Annotated in this window: 19 protein-coding genes and 1 pseudogene; 12 read left to right on the forward strand and 8 right to left on the reverse strand. The window is 54.4% G+C overall.

Translation table 11 applies throughout. From position 1 onward, the window contains the following. Nucleotides 1-9: 9 nt before the first annotated feature. Nucleotides 10-459 carry a YcgN family cysteine cluster protein gene (locus tag BMX68_RS16875; protein ID WP_017133423.1) on the reverse strand — a complete coding sequence of 150 codons (450 nt, stop codon included), beginning with the start codon at nt 457-459 and terminating at the stop codon, nt 10-12. A gap of 278 nt (nt 460-737) precedes the next feature. Between BMX68_RS16875 and BMX68_RS16880 the strand changes: the two genes are divergently transcribed. Then, a complete protein-coding gene (locus tag BMX68_RS16880) occupies nt 738-1,331 on the forward strand; it encodes a nitroreductase family protein (protein WP_017133422.1) in 594 nt (197 codons plus the stop codon). A gap of 151 nt (nt 1,332-1,482) precedes the next feature. On the opposite strand, the gene BMX68_RS16885 is transcribed toward BMX68_RS16880, so the two are convergent. From BMX68_RS16885 to BMX68_RS26155, 5 genes are all read right to left on the reverse strand, one after another. Continuing rightward, nucleotides 1,483-2,415: a D-2-hydroxyacid dehydrogenase gene (locus tag BMX68_RS16885; RefSeq protein WP_017133421.1), complete on the reverse strand. Its 933-nt coding sequence runs from the start codon at nt 2,413-2,415 to the stop codon at nt 1,483-1,485. Between the two features lie 126 nt (nt 2,416-2,541). Then, complete coding sequence (locus tag BMX68_RS16890) at nt 2,542-2,835, reverse strand: YcgL domain-containing protein (protein WP_017133420.1); 294 nt, start codon at nt 2,833-2,835, stop codon at nt 2,542-2,544. Further along, on the reverse strand, nt 2,832-3,965 hold the full coding sequence (gene rnd / locus BMX68_RS16895; protein ID WP_017133419.1) for a ribonuclease D: 1,134 nt from the start codon (nt 3,963-3,965) through the stop codon (nt 2,832-2,834). The genes BMX68_RS16890 and rnd overlap by 4 nt, the downstream gene beginning before the upstream one ends. A gap of 193 nt (nt 3,966-4,158) precedes the next feature. Continuing rightward, nucleotides 4,159-4,467, reverse strand: coding sequence for a class II aldolase/adducin family protein (locus BMX68_RS26150; protein ID WP_341844455.1), 309 nt, complete (start codon nt 4,465-4,467; stop codon nt 4,159-4,161). After that, nucleotides 4,461-4,616 (reverse strand): class II aldolase/adducin family protein, encoded by a 156-nt coding sequence (locus BMX68_RS26155; protein ID WP_256218801.1) that lies wholly within the window; start codon nt 4,614-4,616, stop codon nt 4,461-4,463. Before BMX68_RS26155 ends, BMX68_RS26150 begins: the two co-directional genes overlap by 7 nt. 134 nt (nt 4,617-4,750) lie before the next feature. On the opposite strand from BMX68_RS26155, the pseudogene BMX68_RS16910 reads away from it, so the two are divergent. Both BMX68_RS16910 and BMX68_RS25965 read left to right on the forward strand, forming a co-directional pair. After that, nucleotides 4,751-4,939, forward strand: a pseudogene (locus tag BMX68_RS16910) (FAD-dependent tricarballylate dehydrogenase TcuA); the annotation flags it as partial. Beyond that, nucleotides 4,932-5,102, forward strand: coding sequence for a hypothetical protein (locus tag BMX68_RS25965; protein WP_157214261.1), 171 nt, complete (start codon nt 4,932-4,934; stop codon nt 5,100-5,102). The pseudogene BMX68_RS16910 and the gene BMX68_RS25965, both read left to right, overlap by 8 nt. Before the next feature lie 280 nt (nt 5,103-5,382). Here the strand turns inward: BMX68_RS25965 and rfaH are convergent, their stop codons facing one another. Next, the gene (gene rfaH, locus BMX68_RS16915) at nt 5,383-5,883 is read right to left on the reverse strand and encodes a transcription/translation regulatory transformer protein RfaH (protein ID WP_026013343.1); all 501 of its coding nucleotides are present in this window, start codon (nt 5,881-5,883) and stop codon (nt 5,383-5,385) included. 22 nt (nt 5,884-5,905) lie between these two features. Further along, complete coding sequence (locus BMX68_RS25585) at nt 5,906-6,433, reverse strand: phosphohexomutase domain-containing protein (RefSeq protein WP_143063308.1); 528 nt, start codon at nt 6,431-6,433, stop codon at nt 5,906-5,908. Nucleotides 6,434-6,959: 526 nt separating this feature from the next. Here BMX68_RS25585 and BMX68_RS16925 point away from each other — a divergent pair. The 9 genes from BMX68_RS16925 to pseI all read left to right on the forward strand — a co-directional run bounded on the left by BMX68_RS16925 (nt 6,960) and on the right by pseI (nt 16,796). Then, complete coding sequence (locus tag BMX68_RS16925) at nt 6,960-7,400, forward strand: low molecular weight protein-tyrosine-phosphatase (RefSeq protein WP_017133411.1); 441 nt, start codon at nt 6,960-6,962, stop codon at nt 7,398-7,400. A gap of 39 nt (nt 7,401-7,439) precedes the next feature. Further along, nucleotides 7,440-9,668: a polysaccharide biosynthesis tyrosine autokinase gene (locus BMX68_RS16930; RefSeq protein WP_017133410.1), complete on the forward strand. Its 2,229-nt coding sequence runs from the start codon at nt 7,440-7,442 to the stop codon at nt 9,666-9,668. Between the two features lie 257 nt (nt 9,669-9,925). After that, a complete protein-coding gene (locus BMX68_RS16935) occupies nt 9,926-11,212 on the forward strand; it encodes a lipopolysaccharide biosynthesis protein (RefSeq protein WP_017133409.1) in 1,287 nt (428 codons plus the stop codon). Then, the gene (gene pseB / locus BMX68_RS16940) at nt 11,213-12,211 is read left to right on the forward strand and encodes a UDP-N-acetylglucosamine 4,6-dehydratase (inverting) (protein WP_017133408.1); all 999 of its coding nucleotides are present in this window, start codon (nt 11,213-11,215) and stop codon (nt 12,209-12,211) included. A 3-nt stretch (nt 12,212-12,214) separates the two neighbouring features. After that, on the forward strand, nt 12,215-13,375 hold the full coding sequence (gene pseC / locus BMX68_RS16945; RefSeq protein ID WP_017133407.1) for a UDP-4-amino-4,6-dideoxy-N-acetyl-beta-L-altrosamine transaminase: 1,161 nt from the start codon (nt 12,215-12,217) through the stop codon (nt 13,373-13,375). Next, nucleotides 13,372-14,067 (forward strand): pseudaminic acid cytidylyltransferase, encoded by a 696-nt coding sequence (pseF, locus tag BMX68_RS16950; protein WP_017133406.1) that lies wholly within the window; start codon nt 13,372-13,374, stop codon nt 14,065-14,067. Before pseC ends, pseF begins: the two co-directional genes overlap by 4 nt. 11 nt (nt 14,068-14,078) lie before the next feature. Continuing rightward, on the forward strand, nt 14,079-15,188 hold the full coding sequence (pseG, locus tag BMX68_RS16955) for a UDP-2,4-diacetamido-2,4,6-trideoxy-beta-L-altropyranose hydrolase (protein ID WP_143063309.1): 1,110 nt from the start codon (nt 14,079-14,081) through the stop codon (nt 15,186-15,188). Between the two features lie 40 nt (nt 15,189-15,228). Then, nucleotides 15,229-15,711, forward strand: a complete 483-nt coding sequence (gene pseH, locus BMX68_RS16960; protein WP_017133404.1) for a UDP-4-amino-4,6-dideoxy-N-acetyl-beta-L-altrosamine N-acetyltransferase — start codon at nt 15,229-15,231, stop codon at nt 15,709-15,711. An 11-nt stretch (nt 15,712-15,722) separates the two neighbouring features. Further along, the gene (gene pseI, locus BMX68_RS16965) at nt 15,723-16,796 is read left to right on the forward strand and encodes a pseudaminic acid synthase (RefSeq protein ID WP_017133403.1); all 1,074 of its coding nucleotides are present in this window, start codon (nt 15,723-15,725) and stop codon (nt 16,794-16,796) included. Nucleotides 16,797-16,839 lie beyond the last annotated feature (43 nt).

A 16,839-nucleotide genomic window follows, 5' to 3' on the forward strand; every position in this document is an offset into this window, starting at 1 on the left:
CCATCTGGCTCAACCAGCGCGGAAAATCAGGTGATCTTCCCAATCGTCCTCGGGCACGCTGCCTTCGGCCAGCATGCGCCCGGACTGGGAAATCCGCTCTTGATGAACCGCATCGCGGTCACCACAGACCAGATGGTGCCAGAGTGGCAGGTCCTTGCCTTCACTGACCAACCGATAACCGCAGCTAGGCGGCAGCCATTTGAACGCGTCGGCCTTACCCGGTGTGAGCTGGATACAGTCGGGCACCGAATCGCGACGATTGTCGTAGTCGGTGCATCGACAGGTCTTCAAATCGAGGAGTTTGCAGGCGATACGCGTGTAATAGACGCTGTTGTCCTCTTCATCTTCAAGCTTTTGCAGGCAGCACAAGCCACACCCGTCGCACAGCGACTCCCATTCCTGCTGATCGAGTTGATCGAGGGTCTTGCGTATCCAGAAGGGTTCGACTCTTGCGGCCATGGCTCAAACATCTGCATCGGGTAGTGAAAAGGTCGCCAGTCTAGTGCCCCCGCCGCAAAGGGCCAAGCATCGGCGACTGTCGGTTGAAGAATGCTTGTCAGGCGGGACGCCGCACAGTAAATTTGGCGGCCGCAACAGCCCGCCTGCCAACTGCCATTAGCGCTCTACCGCGCCGCACGAAGTAGATAGACACGGGCCAGGCACCACGACAGGACACCGCAACAACGGCCCCGGTCGACTCACCTCCTTCATCCCAGACTCTTGTTCAGGAATTTTCCATGAGCGCTAATCCACGTGTAGCCGACTATCCTATCGATGCCCAGTTCACCCAACGCTGGTCGCCCCGTGCCTTCACCGGCGAAGCCATTGCGCAAGAAACTCTGCTGAGCTTTTTCGAAGCGGCCCGCTGGGCTCCCTCGGCCTACAACTCGCAACCATGGCGCTTCCTCTATGCACGCCGTGACACACCGAACTGGGAGCGCTTCCTCGGTCTGCTGAACGAGTTCAACCGTGGTTGGGCGCAACACGCTTCGGCGCTGGTCATCGTGATCTCGAAAACCACTTTCAAGGCGCCTGGCGCCGCCGAGGAAACCCCAGCCCTGACGCACACCTTCGACACCGGTTCGGCTTGGGGTTACCTGGCCCTGCAGGCCAGCAAAAGTGGTTGGCACGCCCACGGCATGGCCGGCTTCGACCAGGACTTGACCCGCCAGGAGCTGAAGATTCCGCAAGGTTATGCCCTGCACGCAGCCGTGGCGGTGGGCAAACTGGGCGACAAAGCGACCTTGCCTGATTACCTGCAGGAGCGTGAACTACCGAGCCCGCGCGAACCCTTGAGCGCGCTGGTGGCCGAAGGTGACTTCAGCCTGTAAGAGCGTTTAGAGACTTGTGGCGAGGGGCCGACCTCGCTGGGGTATCAGGTGCCGCTAAAAAGCGTCGCATCGGGAAGAACGAGATACCCGATCCACGACCGCCTCGCGGCCAAGCGTGGACAAGCCCCTCGCCACAGCGCTTCACCGCAACTCAGTAACCGCGCGCAAAATCCACTTCGCCGCGCAACGCGTGCTCAGCTTGATAGGCCCGCAGGTTATCGACGAACAATTGCACCATCATGGCCGGTGAAGTCGGCGCCGAGCTGTGGCCGGTCAGCAGCAGCCCCCAGGCCGTCCAGAACGGGTGGCGCTGCGGCAACGGCTCCTGGCGGCAGACATCTATCACCGCCCCTCCCAGATGCCCTTCCTTCAGGGCTTCCACCAGATCCGCATCGACCACGGCCACCCCGCGTCCGGCATTGATGAACAACGCAGTCGGTTTGAAACGCTTGAACAACGCCGCGTCGTACAGGTCATGGGTATTGGGCGTATCGGGCAACAAGTTGACCACGTAATCCACCTCGCCAACCCGATCGCCCAGCGCCTCCAGGCCGTCCACCCGGACAAACGGCGACCGCTCACGGGCCTCGCTGGCGATGCCGTACAGCTCGACCCCGAAGGGCCGCAGAAACTGCGCCACGCTATGGCCAATATCCCCAGCGCCAACGATCAGCACCTTACGTCCCACCAGGCTCTGCCCCAGGCGATTGTCCCATTTACGCTCGACCTGGCTGACGAGTCGCGCCAGCACTTCGCGCTCGTGGCCAAGCATATAGGTCAGGACATATTCAGCCATCACCTGACCAAATATCCCCACCGCGCGAGTCAGCCGGTAGTGACGCGGCAACCCTTCGGCCAGCAGCGGCGTGATACCCGCCCAAGTCGATTGCAGCCATAACGGCCGGTGCCCCTGGCGCAACAAGGTCGCCAGCAAATCCGGCTGCCCCAGCCAGATCGGGCAATCGCCGGCCAGGTTCGACAATGTAGCCGAATCGCCGCTGGTCATCACTTCAAGGTCGGGAGCTGCCTGGCGTAGCAACTGGGCATAAAGAGCGTGGTCGTGTTCGGCAATCAGAACGCGCATGATTCAAACCTTTCAAAAACGGTGCAGACAGCGGCCGACGAAGCGCTCAGCATCGTGCTCGGCCACCGCCAGAAAATACATTCCATTCGTGTCGAAGGCCCTGGACAGGGCATTCAGGGATATCCGTCAGACCGGATCATTGCGGCGCAACAATTCTTCGGGCAAGTGTTCGATGTACTCGTCTTCCGCCGGCGGCATCTGCAAGTGATAGCCCTGGGTCTGGAGGTTCTCCAGCACCTTGTGGATATCTTCGCGCGACAGCTTGCGCTCGGGCGTCAACACCAGGTCGAAGGCATGCACCGGCTTGCCGAATGCCAACAACAGGTTTTCCGGCACGCGCTCCAGGGCGTCGCTTTTGAGCACATAGAGGTACATTTCGTTCTTGCGCGGGCTTCGGTAGATGGAGCAAATACGTTTCAAGGCTGTTCTCCGGCAATCGCCAGGCTATCGAGCAAGGCCTGGCCCATCAATTCGCGGCGCCAGCCACGCAGCGAATCGGGCAATTGATAGGGTCCATCAGGAAAGCCGCTCTTGATCAGCGCTTCCAGGGTTTTCTTGCGCAGCATCAGTTCCGGCGCGATGTTCAAGCGCTCCGCTTCGGCCTGGCCGATCGCCCGCAGGCGCTTGACCAGTGCCCCGGCTTCGATCGGCAGCGGCTCGGGCACCACTGGCGGCCATTGGTCCATCGGCACGCTGCTGGCCTGCTTGATCAATTCGAGCAGGAATTCGCCGTCCTGGCGCACGGTACGCGGGTGCATGTCTTCGATACGGGCGAGAGTCACCAGGTTGTCCGGCTGGCTCTTTGCCAGGGGCCACAGCGAATGTTCGCGGATAATCCGGTTGCGCGGCAGGTCACGGACCCGGGCCTCGCGCTCGCGCCAGGCGCAAAGTTCACGCAGCACCGCCAGTTGCGCCCTGGACAGTTTCCAGGCCAGCTTCGCCTCGCGATAGACCTCGTAGGGATCGACTTCGCGGCGCAAGTTGGCAACCAGTTCGGCACCGTCCTCCAGTACCCAGGCGTACTTGTCATGCGGCAGTTGCGGGCGCAGGCGGGTGTAGACCTCGGCCAGGTGCAGCGCATCCTCGGCGGCATAGCTGACCTGAGTTTCCGACAGCGGGCGTTGCAGCCAGTCCGAACGGGTTTCGCCCTTGGGCAATTCGATGCCGAGCACTTCCTGGACCAGGCGCGAATAGCCCATGGAGAAACCGAGGTTCAGGTACGCGGCGGCCAGCTGGGTGTCGAACAGCGCCACCGGAAGGCTGCCGGTCAGGCGCAACAAGACCTCGAGGTCTTCACTGCAGGCATGCACCACCTTGACCACCGCCGGGTTTTCCAACAATGCGGCCAGGGGTAGCCAGTTATCGATGGTCAAGGGGTCGATCAGGTAGACGCGCATGCCATCACCGATCTGGATCAGACCAGCGATGGGATAAAAGGTGTCGACCCGCATGAATTCGGTGTCGAGGGCAACGAAGGGTAATCGTTGCCATTCAATGCAATATTGACCGAGGCTATCGTTGTCGCGAATCCAGTGAATATCGATGGCCACACGGCTCTCCCTTGAAGAATGGCGCGCAGTATATATCGCCAAGGGCGATTTCCGAGCATTCACTCTGCAACAGCATGAGTGAAAAGACCCGCCGAAAAAAAAGAATAGTCCCACTCAGGACGTTCAGCTCGGCCAAAATAGGCGAACAGCAGCAACGATGAACACCCGCCACCGGGCGTGTCAGACCGTGCAGTCAGAGCCGATGGCCGGCAACCTCGACCTCCTCATAGCCCTGCCCCAGTTCTTCGATCACCGCTGACTGCTCGACGATATCGAATACCACGCCCTGGTAGTCGTGATAACCCATCTTCAGAAAGCGCATGGCGGTCTGGCTGATCGGTAGCAAGCCACAGTCCTGGCTCGAGACAGCCATGGCCGCCCAACTATGGGTATGAATGACGCAGCCGACATCATCACGGGTGTGATGGATCGCGCTATGGATGACCGCACCGGCCTTGTTCAGGCCGTAATTCAGCTCACCAAAATCGACGCTGCTCAGGATCTTCCGGCATGATCGACCTTGAGCAGGCTGGAGGCGCTGATTTCCTCGTACATCATCCCGTAAGGGTTGATCAGATAGGTGCCTTGCTCTCCAGGAATACAGGCCGAGAGGTGGCTGGCCATCATGTCAGACATGCCGTAAAGGTCCACCAGGCGTAATAGGCCGTCAGATCAATCCGCGCTTGCCACTCTTCGGGGCTGCAATGCGACTTCATCGAACTGACCGATAAGCTGGCGTCAGGGCGCATATTCGGGCCTCCAATCAGGTTTTGTCAGGTGAGGTGCTACGAAAGTACGCGGGTGGCCTGACCAATGAAAAACTGGCGCACATCGCCATTCGCGCATCCTCTTGCTGCCGTGACTGGATGCGCTCCCACGGCGTGCATTTCCAGCCACCTTTGTCCGGCGCTTTGCATGTGGCGCGCACCAATGCTTTTTTCATGGGTGGCGGCAAGGCCCTGATCAATGCCTACTGTACCTAAGGCCATGGCCAAGGTGCGCCTGAACACCTATGCCGAATACGCCTGGCCGCGAGCGTTAGGCAAGTTCGCCCACGGCATCTTTCGCAGCGCTGCGTTACTGAAATACGCCATCGAAAAACGTCAAGCCAACCCGATCAACACCGGCAGCGACTGATTCAGGCCTTACCGGTCCCCGCTCAATCCGATAACAATCCGGCACACAGTGATGGCGGGCGGTTTGCTCGCCTCAAATTAGCTGATGCTCGCCGCGATATGCGGGTTTTCGGCAACCATAGTTCTGTATCGACAACGACTTGCGGTGACGATTGCGGCGATTTAAGAGCGATGTTCGCGAGTCCATATAAATAAGAGCGAAGGCTGCATAAGTGCAGCCCTCTTCCGCATAACCGGCGCAGGGTCGTATGCCCTCCTATCCAAACCTTGCAACTGGCGGCTCAATGTTTTCTGACATCCGCCAACGGCACGCTGATGCGTTGTTCTCGTTGCAAGAGTTGCATCAGAAGGACAACTCGCTCTTCCCCTTCCATTGCCAGAAAAATGGCTTCCAACTCGACAAATGGGCCTTGCTTGATATGCACCCTCTCACCAAAGCTAAAGTGGCTCTCCAATGGCGCAACACTGTCGTGTTCATAAAGTTGAGCGATTACTTCATCGTGCACCGCCAATGGCTTTCCACCGAAACTGACCACCCGCGATACGCCACGGGTAGAACGAAGCGGTGCCCAGCTGTCATCCGCACCCAGCTGAATAAACAAATAACTCGGAAACAGTGACTCGCAGACCACTCGGCGGCGCCCACGTAAAACACGCTCGCGCCGACGCATGGGGCGAAAGCAGGTGTATCCCTGGTTCACCAGGTTTACCTCGGCACGCTCGTCTTGACAGGCCTTGCACAGAACCAAATACCAAGCCCTGCCAGGAAGCCCCAGCGACATGTCCGTTCCAGCGACTATTTCCTCAGAGGCCTGCATGTTCACCTCGTCTTCCATCTATCTGATCCAACAGCTCGCTGGTTTTCGCCTGCATCAGCGCCACATCCCCACGACTTTCTACGTGCAACGAAATCGCCGATTCCGTAGGCGAAATCCGTAACTTGCAGCGCCAATCATTTAAAACCAGCTTCAAGCCTTCTACTTCATCGATCTCCAGCGCCAGGGCAGCATGCAGTGTCTTGATACGTTCAAGCACCGCGAGCGGATCCGTGACCTGGCGACAGATTTCACCTGATGACGGAAACAATCCCATTCGTTCGACCATTAAAGATGGCTGCATTTTTTCGTGCCGATCCCCGCTTTCACGGGCCCGCAACCATGCCATCAAGCCACTACGAACCGACTCGGAACCCCGAGACAAAGTCCCCTGGCTCGGCGAACCGAGCGTATGCCTGACGGCACTAGGGCGAGCTGGAGCGCAGACTGCGCTTTTAGTCAATTCAGCATCCAGCCGACGCTGAAACGCATTGCCTATAGACTTCGAATTGCTCATCGCGATTTCGTCCAGACAAAAAACAATTCAACAGTAATCAGGCTATTAAAAAATATTTTTTTAATAGCAAATTAAAGCAATTGAGTGAAATTAAAACGCCACTAGCTTTAACTTAAACAAAGTGTTTTTAATATTTATCACAACCCCTATCTAGCAGCACTAAACCAATCGGCAATGTTATTTTTAGTCAGGCATAAAACGATAATGTTATTTTTTGTCCGAATGCAGCTATTGATATTTTCTAAAAGACATGAAAACAAACTGCGCACCGATTTAGAGGTTGATATTGTGAGGAATTCGCAGTTAGAATTTTTCCCCGTCGTAATTTACATGCCACCGTAAAGGTCGCATCACGTTTGACCAGGGTCTCTGTTACAGAGAAGTCATTGCGGTGCGGCCGTGTCATGAAAAATAAACCACTAGCCCATTACCCTTGGAAACTATTGTTCATCGATGAACAACCTCAGGCCAGATAGTGGCCAAGTGTTTCAGCGTGACGAGCATTGACGGCATAAAGGAAGTTGTCTTGTTTAAGAATATTCTGATCGTCTGCATTGGCAATATTTGCAGAAGCCCTACCGCCGAAAATTTATTGCGCCAAACCCTGGAGCCGACCGACATCCTCGTCCGCTCCGCAGGCCTTCACGCGCTCAAGAACAATCCCATCGAAGCGACCGCCCTCAGTGTCCTTGAAGAACACGGTCACGCTCCACACGAGCATCGCGCCACGCAACTGACCTCGGCAGCTATCAACGAGTCCGATCTGATCCTGGCGATGGAACACCAGCACATCGACGCAATCCTCAGCATGGCGCCCGCCGCCCGAGGGAAAATCTTCCTGCTGGGCAAATGGCAAGACAACCGCGAAATCAAAGATCCATACCGTCAAGGCCGACCTGCTTTCTTGCACGCTTATGCGTTGATCGAAGCAGCCGTACACGCGTGGGCCAAGCGTCTCGCACGCTGAGCCACTCCCAGCTACCCGCAAAGAAAAAAGAACCGACTTATGCAGCAAGCACCCGTGTTAACGCCACAAGATAACGATGCTGATGAAATAGACCTGATGGGGCTACTCGGCACGCTGATCGACCATAAATGGTTGATAGCCGGGATTACCGGTGTCTTCATGGCCGCCGGGGCTGCTTATGCGGTGTTGGCCACCCCGGTGTACCAGGCGACCGCGTTGGTCCAGGTCGAAGCCAAGAAAAACGACATGCTGGGCTTCTCCGATGTGAATGGCATGCTGGGGAAGGAATCGCCATCAGCTACAGAAATCGAGCTGATCAAGTCGCGCGTCAATATCGGCACGGCTGTCGATAATCTGAAACTGGACCTTGAAGTTAAGCCGAATCGCTTTCCGGTGATTGGTGAGTTTATCGCCCGCCGATTCAAGGCAGATGCACAGAACCCTGTCGCCAATCCCTGGCTTGGCATGAACAGTTTCGCTTGGGGTGGCGAAATTTTAAAGGTTGCAGAACTTGAACTGCCACAGGAGTTACTGGACAAGGAGCTGACATTGGTCGCCGGTGAAACAGGTAGCTACACCCTGCTCGACGAGGACGACCATCTTTTAGTCAAAGGCCAAGTGGGCCAAGTCTATGACCAAAACGGTATCAAACTGTTGGTTGAAGCGCTGCAAGCCAATCCCGGCACCACATTCAGCATCGTCCGTATTCGCCGCCTCACCAGTATCTTGAATTATCAGCAGGCACTGGATGTGGCAGAGCGCGGTAAAGAATCCGGCATGATTGGACTGGCTCTGGAAAGCACCGATCCCGCCAAAGCCATTCAAATCCTCAATGAAATCGCCAAGCTTTATGTGCGACAGAACATTGAGCGGACCTCGGCTGAAGCGGCGCAGAGCCTGGAGTTTCTCAAGGATCAACTGCCCCAGGTCCGTAAAGACCTGGAAAAAGCTGAAACCGCCCTGAACCAGTTTCAGATCCGTAGCAAATCCATTGATATCAGCCTGGAAGCCAAGGCCATTCTCGACCAGATCGTGGCCCTCGACACCAACATCTCAGAACTCAAACTGCAACAAGCTGAAATGGATCGCAAATTTACCCGTCAGCATCCGGCCTATCGTGCCTTGCTGAGCCAATTAGGCGAGTTGACCAGCAAACAGAATGGCCTGGCCAAGAAAGTTGAGGGGCTACCCACCACCCAGCAAGAACTGCTAAGCCTCACCCGGGATGTGAAAGTCAGCACCGAAATCTATACCCAGCTTCTGAACAAATCCCAGGAATTGGATGTTATGCGCGCCGGTACCGTGGGTAATGTGCGCTTGATCGACACTGCGGATGTGGACCTGCGATATCCGGTTAAACCCAAGAAGATTCTAGTCGTACTGATCGCCACCCTGCTCGGAGCTTTCCTGGCAATAGCATTGGTGCTATTTCGCAAAACCCTTAACCGCGGCGTGGAAAATCCGGATGAAATCGAAAAACTCGGTTTGCCGGTATATGCGGCCATTCCATTCAGCTCGCTACAGAAAGTTGAAGAAGACAAAATTACAGGCGTTCGCGGTCGAGCAAACAAAGTAGCCCCCTTACTGTCTGCTAGCCACCCGACTGACTTGGCCATTGAAGGACTGCGCAGCCTGCGTACCAGCTTGCATTTCGCAATGCTTGAGGCAGACAACAATCGCCTGATGATTTCCGGGCCAAGCCCCAAAGTTGGCAAAACCTTTGTCTCGGCCAACCTCGCGGCGGTCGTGGCGCAAGCAGGCCAGCGCGTGCTGCTGGTCGATGTCGATATGCGCAAAGGCTATCTGCATAAAGTGCTAGGCATTCCGGTTGAAAACGGACTGTCTGACCTTCTGGCCAAACGTTGCGATCTCAACATCGCCATTCACAAGACATCCATTGAAAATCTCGACATTGTCGGTCGCGGCCAGATCCCTCCCAATCCCTCAGAATTACTAATGCACAACAATTTCACTGCATTTCTGGAACAGGTCAGCGCTTTGTACGATCTGGTCATTCTCGATACACCACCGTTTCTAGCCGTGACCGATGCGGCCATTGTTGGTCGCCAGTCCGGCACCAGTTTGATCGTGACCCGTTTCGAGTTGAACCCGGCCCGTGAAATCGAATTGACCATGCGCCGCTTTGCACAAAATGGCATTGAGCTTAAAGGCGCTATTTTCAATGGCGTTGAAAAACGTGCATCCGCCAAATATGGCTATGGTGCTTATGGTTATTACAACTACGAATACAAATCTGACAGCGTTTAATTTACAATACGATTTTAGCATTAAATAAACGCTTCTGAATTTACAAGGAGCGTTTAGTACCTGGTCTTTATTCGCAACATATGATTCAGACTTTTTATAAATGAGACCGCTTTCAGGGACCAGCAGGTAATTCTGGGGCGGTAGCGTGCCCGAATCATAGTATTACCCCTGTAAATCCGGCGTAAAAAACGCCAAAAAACTTTCACGCTCGGCCACAGAGCTAACCACCGCGCACCAACTAAAAGACACAACAACTAATGCCAAAACAAAGCCTTATACGCTTTATTAATATCGCATTGCGCGGCACTACACTTGCCAGCAAGTTTCTGTTGATGTTTTTTCTAGCAAAATTTGTCGAACCGAAGGAGCTAGGCCTTTACGGGTTGCTCACCGCAACTATTAGCTATTCACTATTTTTGTTGGGAGTCGACTTCCATACGTTTACTACACGCGAAATCATCAAACGAGAACGCCACGAATGGGGTGGATTGCTCAAAGATCAAGGTGTGCTTTCACTATTACTTTACGCAACTGTATTACCGTTGTTGGTTTTTATTTTTTTAACCGGACTTCTGCCTTGGCGCATCGCAGGCTGGTTCTTTATATTGCTGGTACTCGAGCACTTGACACAGGAGCTTGGTAGGTTCCTGATAGCTATATCGGAACAGTTGTTCGCTAGCGTCGTGTTGTTTCTCCGCTCGGGCATCTGGGCGGTACTAGTGACATCAATCATGTTTTTCAAAGCTGAGACACGAAATTTAGACTTTGTGTTTGGCGGCTGGGCACTTGGCGGCCTTGTAGCCCTCTTATTGGGAGTCTATCGCTTAAAGCAGCTAAATATTTCAGGATGGCATAATAAAATTGATTGGCGCTGGATTGGTAAAGGTCTGAAAGTTGCAGTTCCCTTGTTGATGGCTACTCTATCTATCCGAGGCATCTTCACACTGGATCGCTACTGGTTTGCTGATTTAATGGGTCTGGGAACACTCGGCGCTTATGTTCTATTTATGGGAATCAGCACTGCGCTTCTGTCATTTTTAGACGCCGGGGTATTTGCCTTTATCTACCCTGGGCTGATCAGCGCGCATCACAACAAAGACTCTGCTGCCTTCTGCCTTAAACTGCGCACATTATTGCTTCAAACACTGTTGCTTTCCGGAGCGTTTGCAGTAACTACACTTTTAATTATAGACCCACTGTTGGTTTGGTTGGACAAGCCGTTATACCTTGAAAACCAAAGCTTGGTTCCTTGGATCTTGCTGACCACCCTCCTCTACTCGGTGGGGATGGTGCCGCATTATGCATTATATGCGCAAGGACTTGACCGCCCCATTATTCATAGCCATATAGCAAGTCTGTTGATCTTTATTCCAAGCACTTGGCTCTTCTCCCAATTCTGGCCCCTACAAGCTGTGCCGTTGGGACTCTGTGTTGCTTTCTTTTTGATCCTCCTGTGGAAGAGCTTGGCTTTTGTTCGCCTGACTCCTCCGCAGTATCGATCACTTTCATCTGCATCTAAAACACTCTACAAAGGAACCCGTTGAATGCTCACCAACAAAACTATCCTTGTCACCGGCGGTACCGGTTCGTTCGGCAACACCTTCGTGCCCATGACCCTGGAAAAATACAACCCCAAAAAAATCATCATCTTTTCCCGTGATGAAATGAAACAATGGGACATGGCAAAGAAATTCGAAGGTGATTCGCGGGTGCGCTTTTTCATTGGTGATGTGCGTGATAAGGAACGTCTATACCGAGCACTGGACGGTGTCGATTACGTTGTACACGCCGCCGCCACCAAGATTGTCCCGACAGCCGAGTACAACCCGTTTGAATGCGTGAAAACCAACATCAATGGGGCGATGAACCTCATCGACGCTTGCATTGATAAACAGGTCCATCGCACTGTTGCCTTGTCCACCGACAAAGCCAGCAGTCCAATCAATCTGTACGGTGCGACCAAGCTGGCATCGGACAAAATGTTTGTCGCCGGCAACTCTTATTCAGGCGGCCATGACTCTCGTTTCGCCGTGGTTCGATATGGCAACGTCATGGGATCGCGTGGTTCGGTCATTCCCTTCTTCATGTCGATAAAAAACAAAGGCGTGTTGCCAATTACCGACGAGCGCATGACCCGTTTCATGATCTCTCTCGAGGAAGCAGTAAAGCTGGTCTGGCACGCCTTCGAAGACATGGAAGGCGGCGAGATTTACGTCAAAAAAATCCCTTCCATGAAAGTGACGGATCTCGCCCGGGTGGTTGCTCCTGAAGCGGAACAGCAAATTGTCGGCATTCGCCCCGGTGAGAAACTGCACGAGCAGATGATCAGCGCCGAAGATGCCTACTACACCTACGAATACCCTCACCACTTCAAAATTCTGCCGACGATCAATGGCTGGGCTACCTGTGCCAAGCGCATCAAGGACGGCACCCGAGTGCCTGAAGGCTTCGTCTACTCCAGCGATAACAACAGAGAGTGGATGAGCGACGCCGATCTGGAAACCTGGATCGACATCAACCGCGATAAGATTGGGAGCATCTGATACATGATTCCCTACGGCCGCCAAGAAATCACCCAAACCGATATCGACGCGGTCGTGGGTGTGCTGCAATCTGACTTCCTGACCCAAGGACCGATGGTGCCGCGCTTCGAGCAAAGGGTCGCGCAGCACGTCGGCGCCAGCCATGCCTTGGCAGTGAACAGTGCCACCTCGGCTTTGCACATGGCCTGCCTGGCCCTCGGGCTGGGGCCGGGCGATCGGTTGTGGACAACACCGATTACTTTCGTCGCATCGGCCAACTGTGCGTTGTACTGCGGCGCCGAAGTCGACTTTGTCGATATCGATCCGCGCACCTATAACCTTTGCCCGCAAGCGCTCGCGGGCAAACTCGAACAGGCCGAACGTGAGGGCACGTTACCCAAAGTGGTGGTGCCGGTCCATTTATGCGGCCAACCCTGCGACATGCAAGCCATTCATGCGTTGTCCCAACGCTACGGCTTCAAGATTATCGAAGATGCTTCCCATGCTATCGGCGGCAAATACCAAGGGGAGTTCATCGGCAACTGCCGCTACAGCGATATCACCGTATTCAGTTTCCATCCTGTGAAGATCATTACTACCGCAGAAGGTGGCATGGCACTGACTAACGATGGCGAATTGGCGAACAAGATGGCCTTGTTGCGCAGCCATGGCATTACCCGTGATCCGTCTCAGATGACTCACGAGGCCGATGGCCCATGGTACTACCAGCAGATTGATCTAGGCTTCAACTATCGGATGACTGAGCTGCAGGCCGCGTTAGGTGTCACCCAGATGGAGCGCCTGGATCTCTATGTGGCACGTCGGCATCAACTGGCCCGCCGCTACGACGACCTGTTGGCCAACCTGCCCGTCACTACACCCTGGCAGCACTCGGAGAGTTACTCCGGTTTGCACCTATACGTTATCCGCCTACAACTGGATCAAATCAAGAAGACTCACCGGCAAGTTTTTGACTCACTGCGTGAGCTGGGCATAGGCGTCAACCTCCACTACATCCCAGTGCACACTCAGCCTCACTATGAACGCATGGGTTTCAAGCCCGAAGATTTTCCGCAAGCGCAAACCTATTATCGGGAAGCCATTAGCATTCCGATGTTCCAGACCATGACCGATAAACAGCAGGACGAAGTCATCACCGCGTTACATAAAGCGGTGCTGGAATGAAACTAGCAATCATCCCTGCCCGTGGAGGCAGCAAGCGCATCCCGCGCAAGAACATCAAATTGTTCTGCGCAAAGCCGATGATCGCTTGGTCCATTGAAGCGGCACTGCAAAGCGGCTGCTTTGATCAGGTAATTGTTTCCACCGACGATGAACAGATTGCCGAGGTGGCTCGACACTACGGGGCTACCGTGCCCTTTATGCGTCCTGCGCAACTGTCCGACGACCATACCGGCACCATCCCGGTCATTCGTCACGCCATTGAATGGTTCAATACCCAAGATCAACCTGTCACACACGCTTGCTGCCTGTATGCCACGGCCCCATTCGTCGGCCCTGAAGATCTCCGTCGTGGTTTCGACATTCTCACCGATGTCGGCTGCGATTTCGCTTTTTCGGTGACCAGCTACGCCTTTCCGATCCAGAGAGCCATTCGCCTCAACGCCGAAGGGAGGGTGGAGATGTTCAACCCTGAGCATTTCAACACCCGCTCTCAGGACCTTGAGGAGGCCTATCACGACGCAGGCCAGTTCTACTGGGGCAGAGCCGATGCGTGGCTGCAAGACAGGACGCTCTTCAGCCCAGGCTCGATACCGGTGACACTACCGCGACATCGTGTGCAAGACATCGATACTCCGGAAGATTGGGTACGAGCCGAATGGTTGTTCAAGGCCATGCAGGCAGAAACCCCGTGAAGATGCCGTCGATGAAGATCGCCTTTCGCGTCGATGCCTCACTGCAAATAAGCACGGGGCACGTCATGCGTTGCCTGACCCTAGCCAGCGCGCTTAAGGTGCAAGGCGCCGAATGCCGGTTTATTTGCCGCGAACATCCCGGCAATTTAATCGAGCACATCCGCAGCAAAGGCTTCCAGGTCCATGTCTTACCTCCCATGGACTCGGCAGCGGGCTTGACCGCCGTCCACGTGCCGAGTGCGTTGCCGCAACTGGCACATGCCGCCTGGCTGGGCGCCACCCAGGAAAAAGACGCTGACCAATGCAGCGCCATTTTCAGTGAACTGAAAGTTGACTGGCTGATCGTCGACCACTATGCGCTCGATGCTCGCTGGGAAGCTGCGCTGAAGGCGCACTACCAAAAACTGATGGTAATCGACGATCTGGCCGACCGTCCTCACCAGTGCGACCTTCTGCTGGATCAGACCTTCGGTCGCACGGCCAAGGACTACGCACCTTGGGTCCCTGACGCTTGCACCCTGCTCTGCGGCTCGCAATATTCTTTGCTGCGGCCTGAGTTCGCAGCCTTGCGCGCCTACAGCCTGGAGCGTCGGCAAAAACCGCAACTCGCGCACCTGCTCATCAGCATGGGCGGCGTGGATAAGGACAACGCCACCGGGCAAGTCCTCGAAGCGCTCAAATCCACTGAGCTTCCAGCCAATTGCCGGATTACCGTGGTTATGGGGGCTGCCGCGCCCTGGCTTGCCGAAGTTCGCCAACTGGCCATGCAGATGCCGTGGCCCACAACGGTCAAAGCGGGCATCAGCGATATGGCGCAACTGATGGCCGATAGCGACTTGGCAATTGGCGCTGCCGGAGCTACCTCCTGGGAACGCTGCTGCCTGGGCTTGCCAACCCTAATGCTAGTGCTGGCGGACAACCAACGACAGGTTGCTCATAACCTCGCACACGCAAGTGCGGTTTACCTGCTTCAAGGCCCGCAGGAAATTCTTGATCGCCTTCCCCATCTGCTAAACAGGCTTGTTTCATCCGCTGCCCTACGAGCAAGCATGAGCCAGGCAGCCTCGCATATTGCGGATGGCCAAGGGGCGACCACTGTCATCCAGCATCTGGAGTTCTAAATTGACCGCAAACGTACCGAAACAATCACGGGTACGGCCGATGACTCGTGAGGATCTCGAACGAGTACTGAGCTGGCGCAATCATCAAGAGGTGCGGCGTTATATGTACACGCAGCATGAAATCAGCCTTGTCGAGCACACTCGCTGGTTCGAACGAGTCTCCTTGGATGCCAGCCGCCATTTACTGATTTTCGAGAACGATGTTGTACCACTCGGTTTCGTCAACATCCATCAAATCGCCGTCGGTGGCGTGGCTGATTGGGGCTTTTACACCGCGCCCGATGCTCCGCAAGGGACCGGTCGTCAACTGGGACAGGCCGCACTGCACTATGCCTTCGGACAGGCGGGGCTACACAAAATCTGTGGCCAGGCAATTGCGCATAACGAGCGCTCCATCAAGTTTCACCTCAACCTGGGTTTTCAACAGGAAGGCACTTTGCGCGAACAACACTTCGACGGTGAGCGTTATCACGATGTCGTGTGTTTCGGCCTTCTCGCCTCCGATAGACAAGCGAAAATTTAAGAGATCAGACCATGTCAAACATTCCCAGCATTAGCATCGCCGGACGCCGCATCGCGGCGGATGCACCGCCTTACATCATCGCCGAGCTTTCCGCCAACCATAACGGCAAGCTTGAAACCGCTTTGAAGATCATCGAAGAAGCAAAAAAAGCGGGTGCTGATGCGATCAAGCTCCAGACTTATACCGCCGACACCATCACTCTTGATTGCGACTCGGAAGACTTTCAGATCCACGGTGGGTTGTGGGATGGCAAAACACTTTATCAGCTTTATCAGGAAGCCCATATGCCATGGGATTGGCACGCAACGTTATTCGAATATGCTCGCAAGCTGGGTATTACCATCTTCAGTTCGCCATTCGACACCACGGCTGTTGACCTGCTGGAAAGCCTCAACGCGCCGGCCTATAAAATTGCTTCTTTTGAGGCAGTCGATCTGCCCTTGATCAAGTATGTTGCCAGTACTGGCAAGCCGATGATCATCTCCACGGGTATGGCTGATGCGGAAGAAATCCAGGAAGCTATCGATGCCGCTCACGAAGGTGGCTGTAAGGAACTGGCCATTCTGCATTGTGTCAGCGGCTATCCCGCACCAGCCGCGGATTATAACCTGTGTACTATACCCGATATGATAAAGCGCTTCGGTGTGGTTACAGGTCTTTCCGATCACACTTTGGACAACACTACAGCTGTAGCCAGCGTGGTCATGGGCGCCTCAATAATTGAGAAACATTTTACTTTAGATCGCAGTGGTGGCGGTCCGGATGATAGTTTTTCGTTAGAGCCAAAAGATTTGGTAGCTCTGTGCCGCGACAGTAAAACTGCCTGGAGCGCATTGGGAAAAATTGATTATGGTCAAAAATCCAGCGAACAAAGTAATGCTAAATTTAGGCGATCACTTTATTTTGTAAAAGACCTGAATATTGGTGAAATAATTACTAAAGACTCAGTACGAAGCATTAGACCTGGATTTGGTTTACCTCCAAAATTTCTAGAACAAATAATCGGCTGTAAAACTTCAAAAAACATCAAAAAAAATACCGCCGTCGGCCTAGATTGCATTCACCCCGAACATAAGCAAATCTGATCTCTACAACTCTACAACTCTACAACTCTACAACTCTACAACT

It is taken from the genome of Pseudomonas agarici (assembly GCF_900109755.1).
In the GTDB taxonomy this organism is placed as follows: Bacteria; Pseudomonadota; Gammaproteobacteria; order Pseudomonadales; family Pseudomonadaceae; genus Aquipseudomonas; species Aquipseudomonas agarici.

Coding starts and splice junctions, on each gene's coding strand:
- BMX68_RS16935 (WP_017133409.1), top strand. CDS start 9,926: ATGCCAAAACAAAGCCTTATACGCTTTATTAATATCGCATTGCGCGGC.
- BMX68_RS25965 (WP_157214261.1), top strand. CDS start 4,932: ATGCCTACTGTACCTAAGGCCATGGCCAAGGTGCGCCTGAACACCTAT.
- BMX68_RS25585 (WP_143063308.1), bottom strand. CDS start 6,433: ATGAGCAATTCGAAGTCTATAGGCAATGCGTTTCAGCGTCGGCTGGAT.
- pseG (WP_143063309.1), top strand. CDS start 14,079: ATGAAGATCGCCTTTCGCGTCGATGCCTCACTGCAAATAAGCACGGGG.
- rfaH (WP_026013343.1), bottom strand. CDS start 5,883: ATGTCGCTGGGGCTTCCTGGCAGGGCTTGGTATTTGGTTCTGTGCAAG.
- pseH (WP_017133404.1), top strand. CDS start 15,229: ATGACTCGTGAGGATCTCGAACGAGTACTGAGCTGGCGCAATCATCAA.
- BMX68_RS16875 (WP_017133423.1), bottom strand. CDS start 459: ATGGCCGCAAGAGTCGAACCCTTCTGGATACGCAAGACCCTCGATCAA.
- pseI (WP_017133403.1), top strand. CDS start 15,723: ATGTCAAACATTCCCAGCATTAGCATCGCCGGACGCCGCATCGCGGCG.
- pseF (WP_017133406.1), top strand. CDS start 13,372: ATGAAACTAGCAATCATCCCTGCCCGTGGAGGCAGCAAGCGCATCCCG.
- BMX68_RS16880 (WP_017133422.1), top strand. CDS start 738: ATGAGCGCTAATCCACGTGTAGCCGACTATCCTATCGATGCCCAGTTC.
- BMX68_RS16885 (WP_017133421.1), bottom strand. CDS start 2,415: ATGCGCGTTCTGATTGCCGAACACGACCACGCTCTTTATGCCCAGTTG.
- BMX68_RS16930 (WP_017133410.1), top strand. CDS start 7,440: ATGCAGCAAGCACCCGTGTTAACGCCACAAGATAACGATGCTGATGAA.
- pseB (WP_017133408.1), top strand. CDS start 11,213: ATGCTCACCAACAAAACTATCCTTGTCACCGGCGGTACCGGTTCGTTC.
- pseC (WP_017133407.1), top strand. CDS start 12,215: ATGATTCCCTACGGCCGCCAAGAAATCACCCAAACCGATATCGACGCG.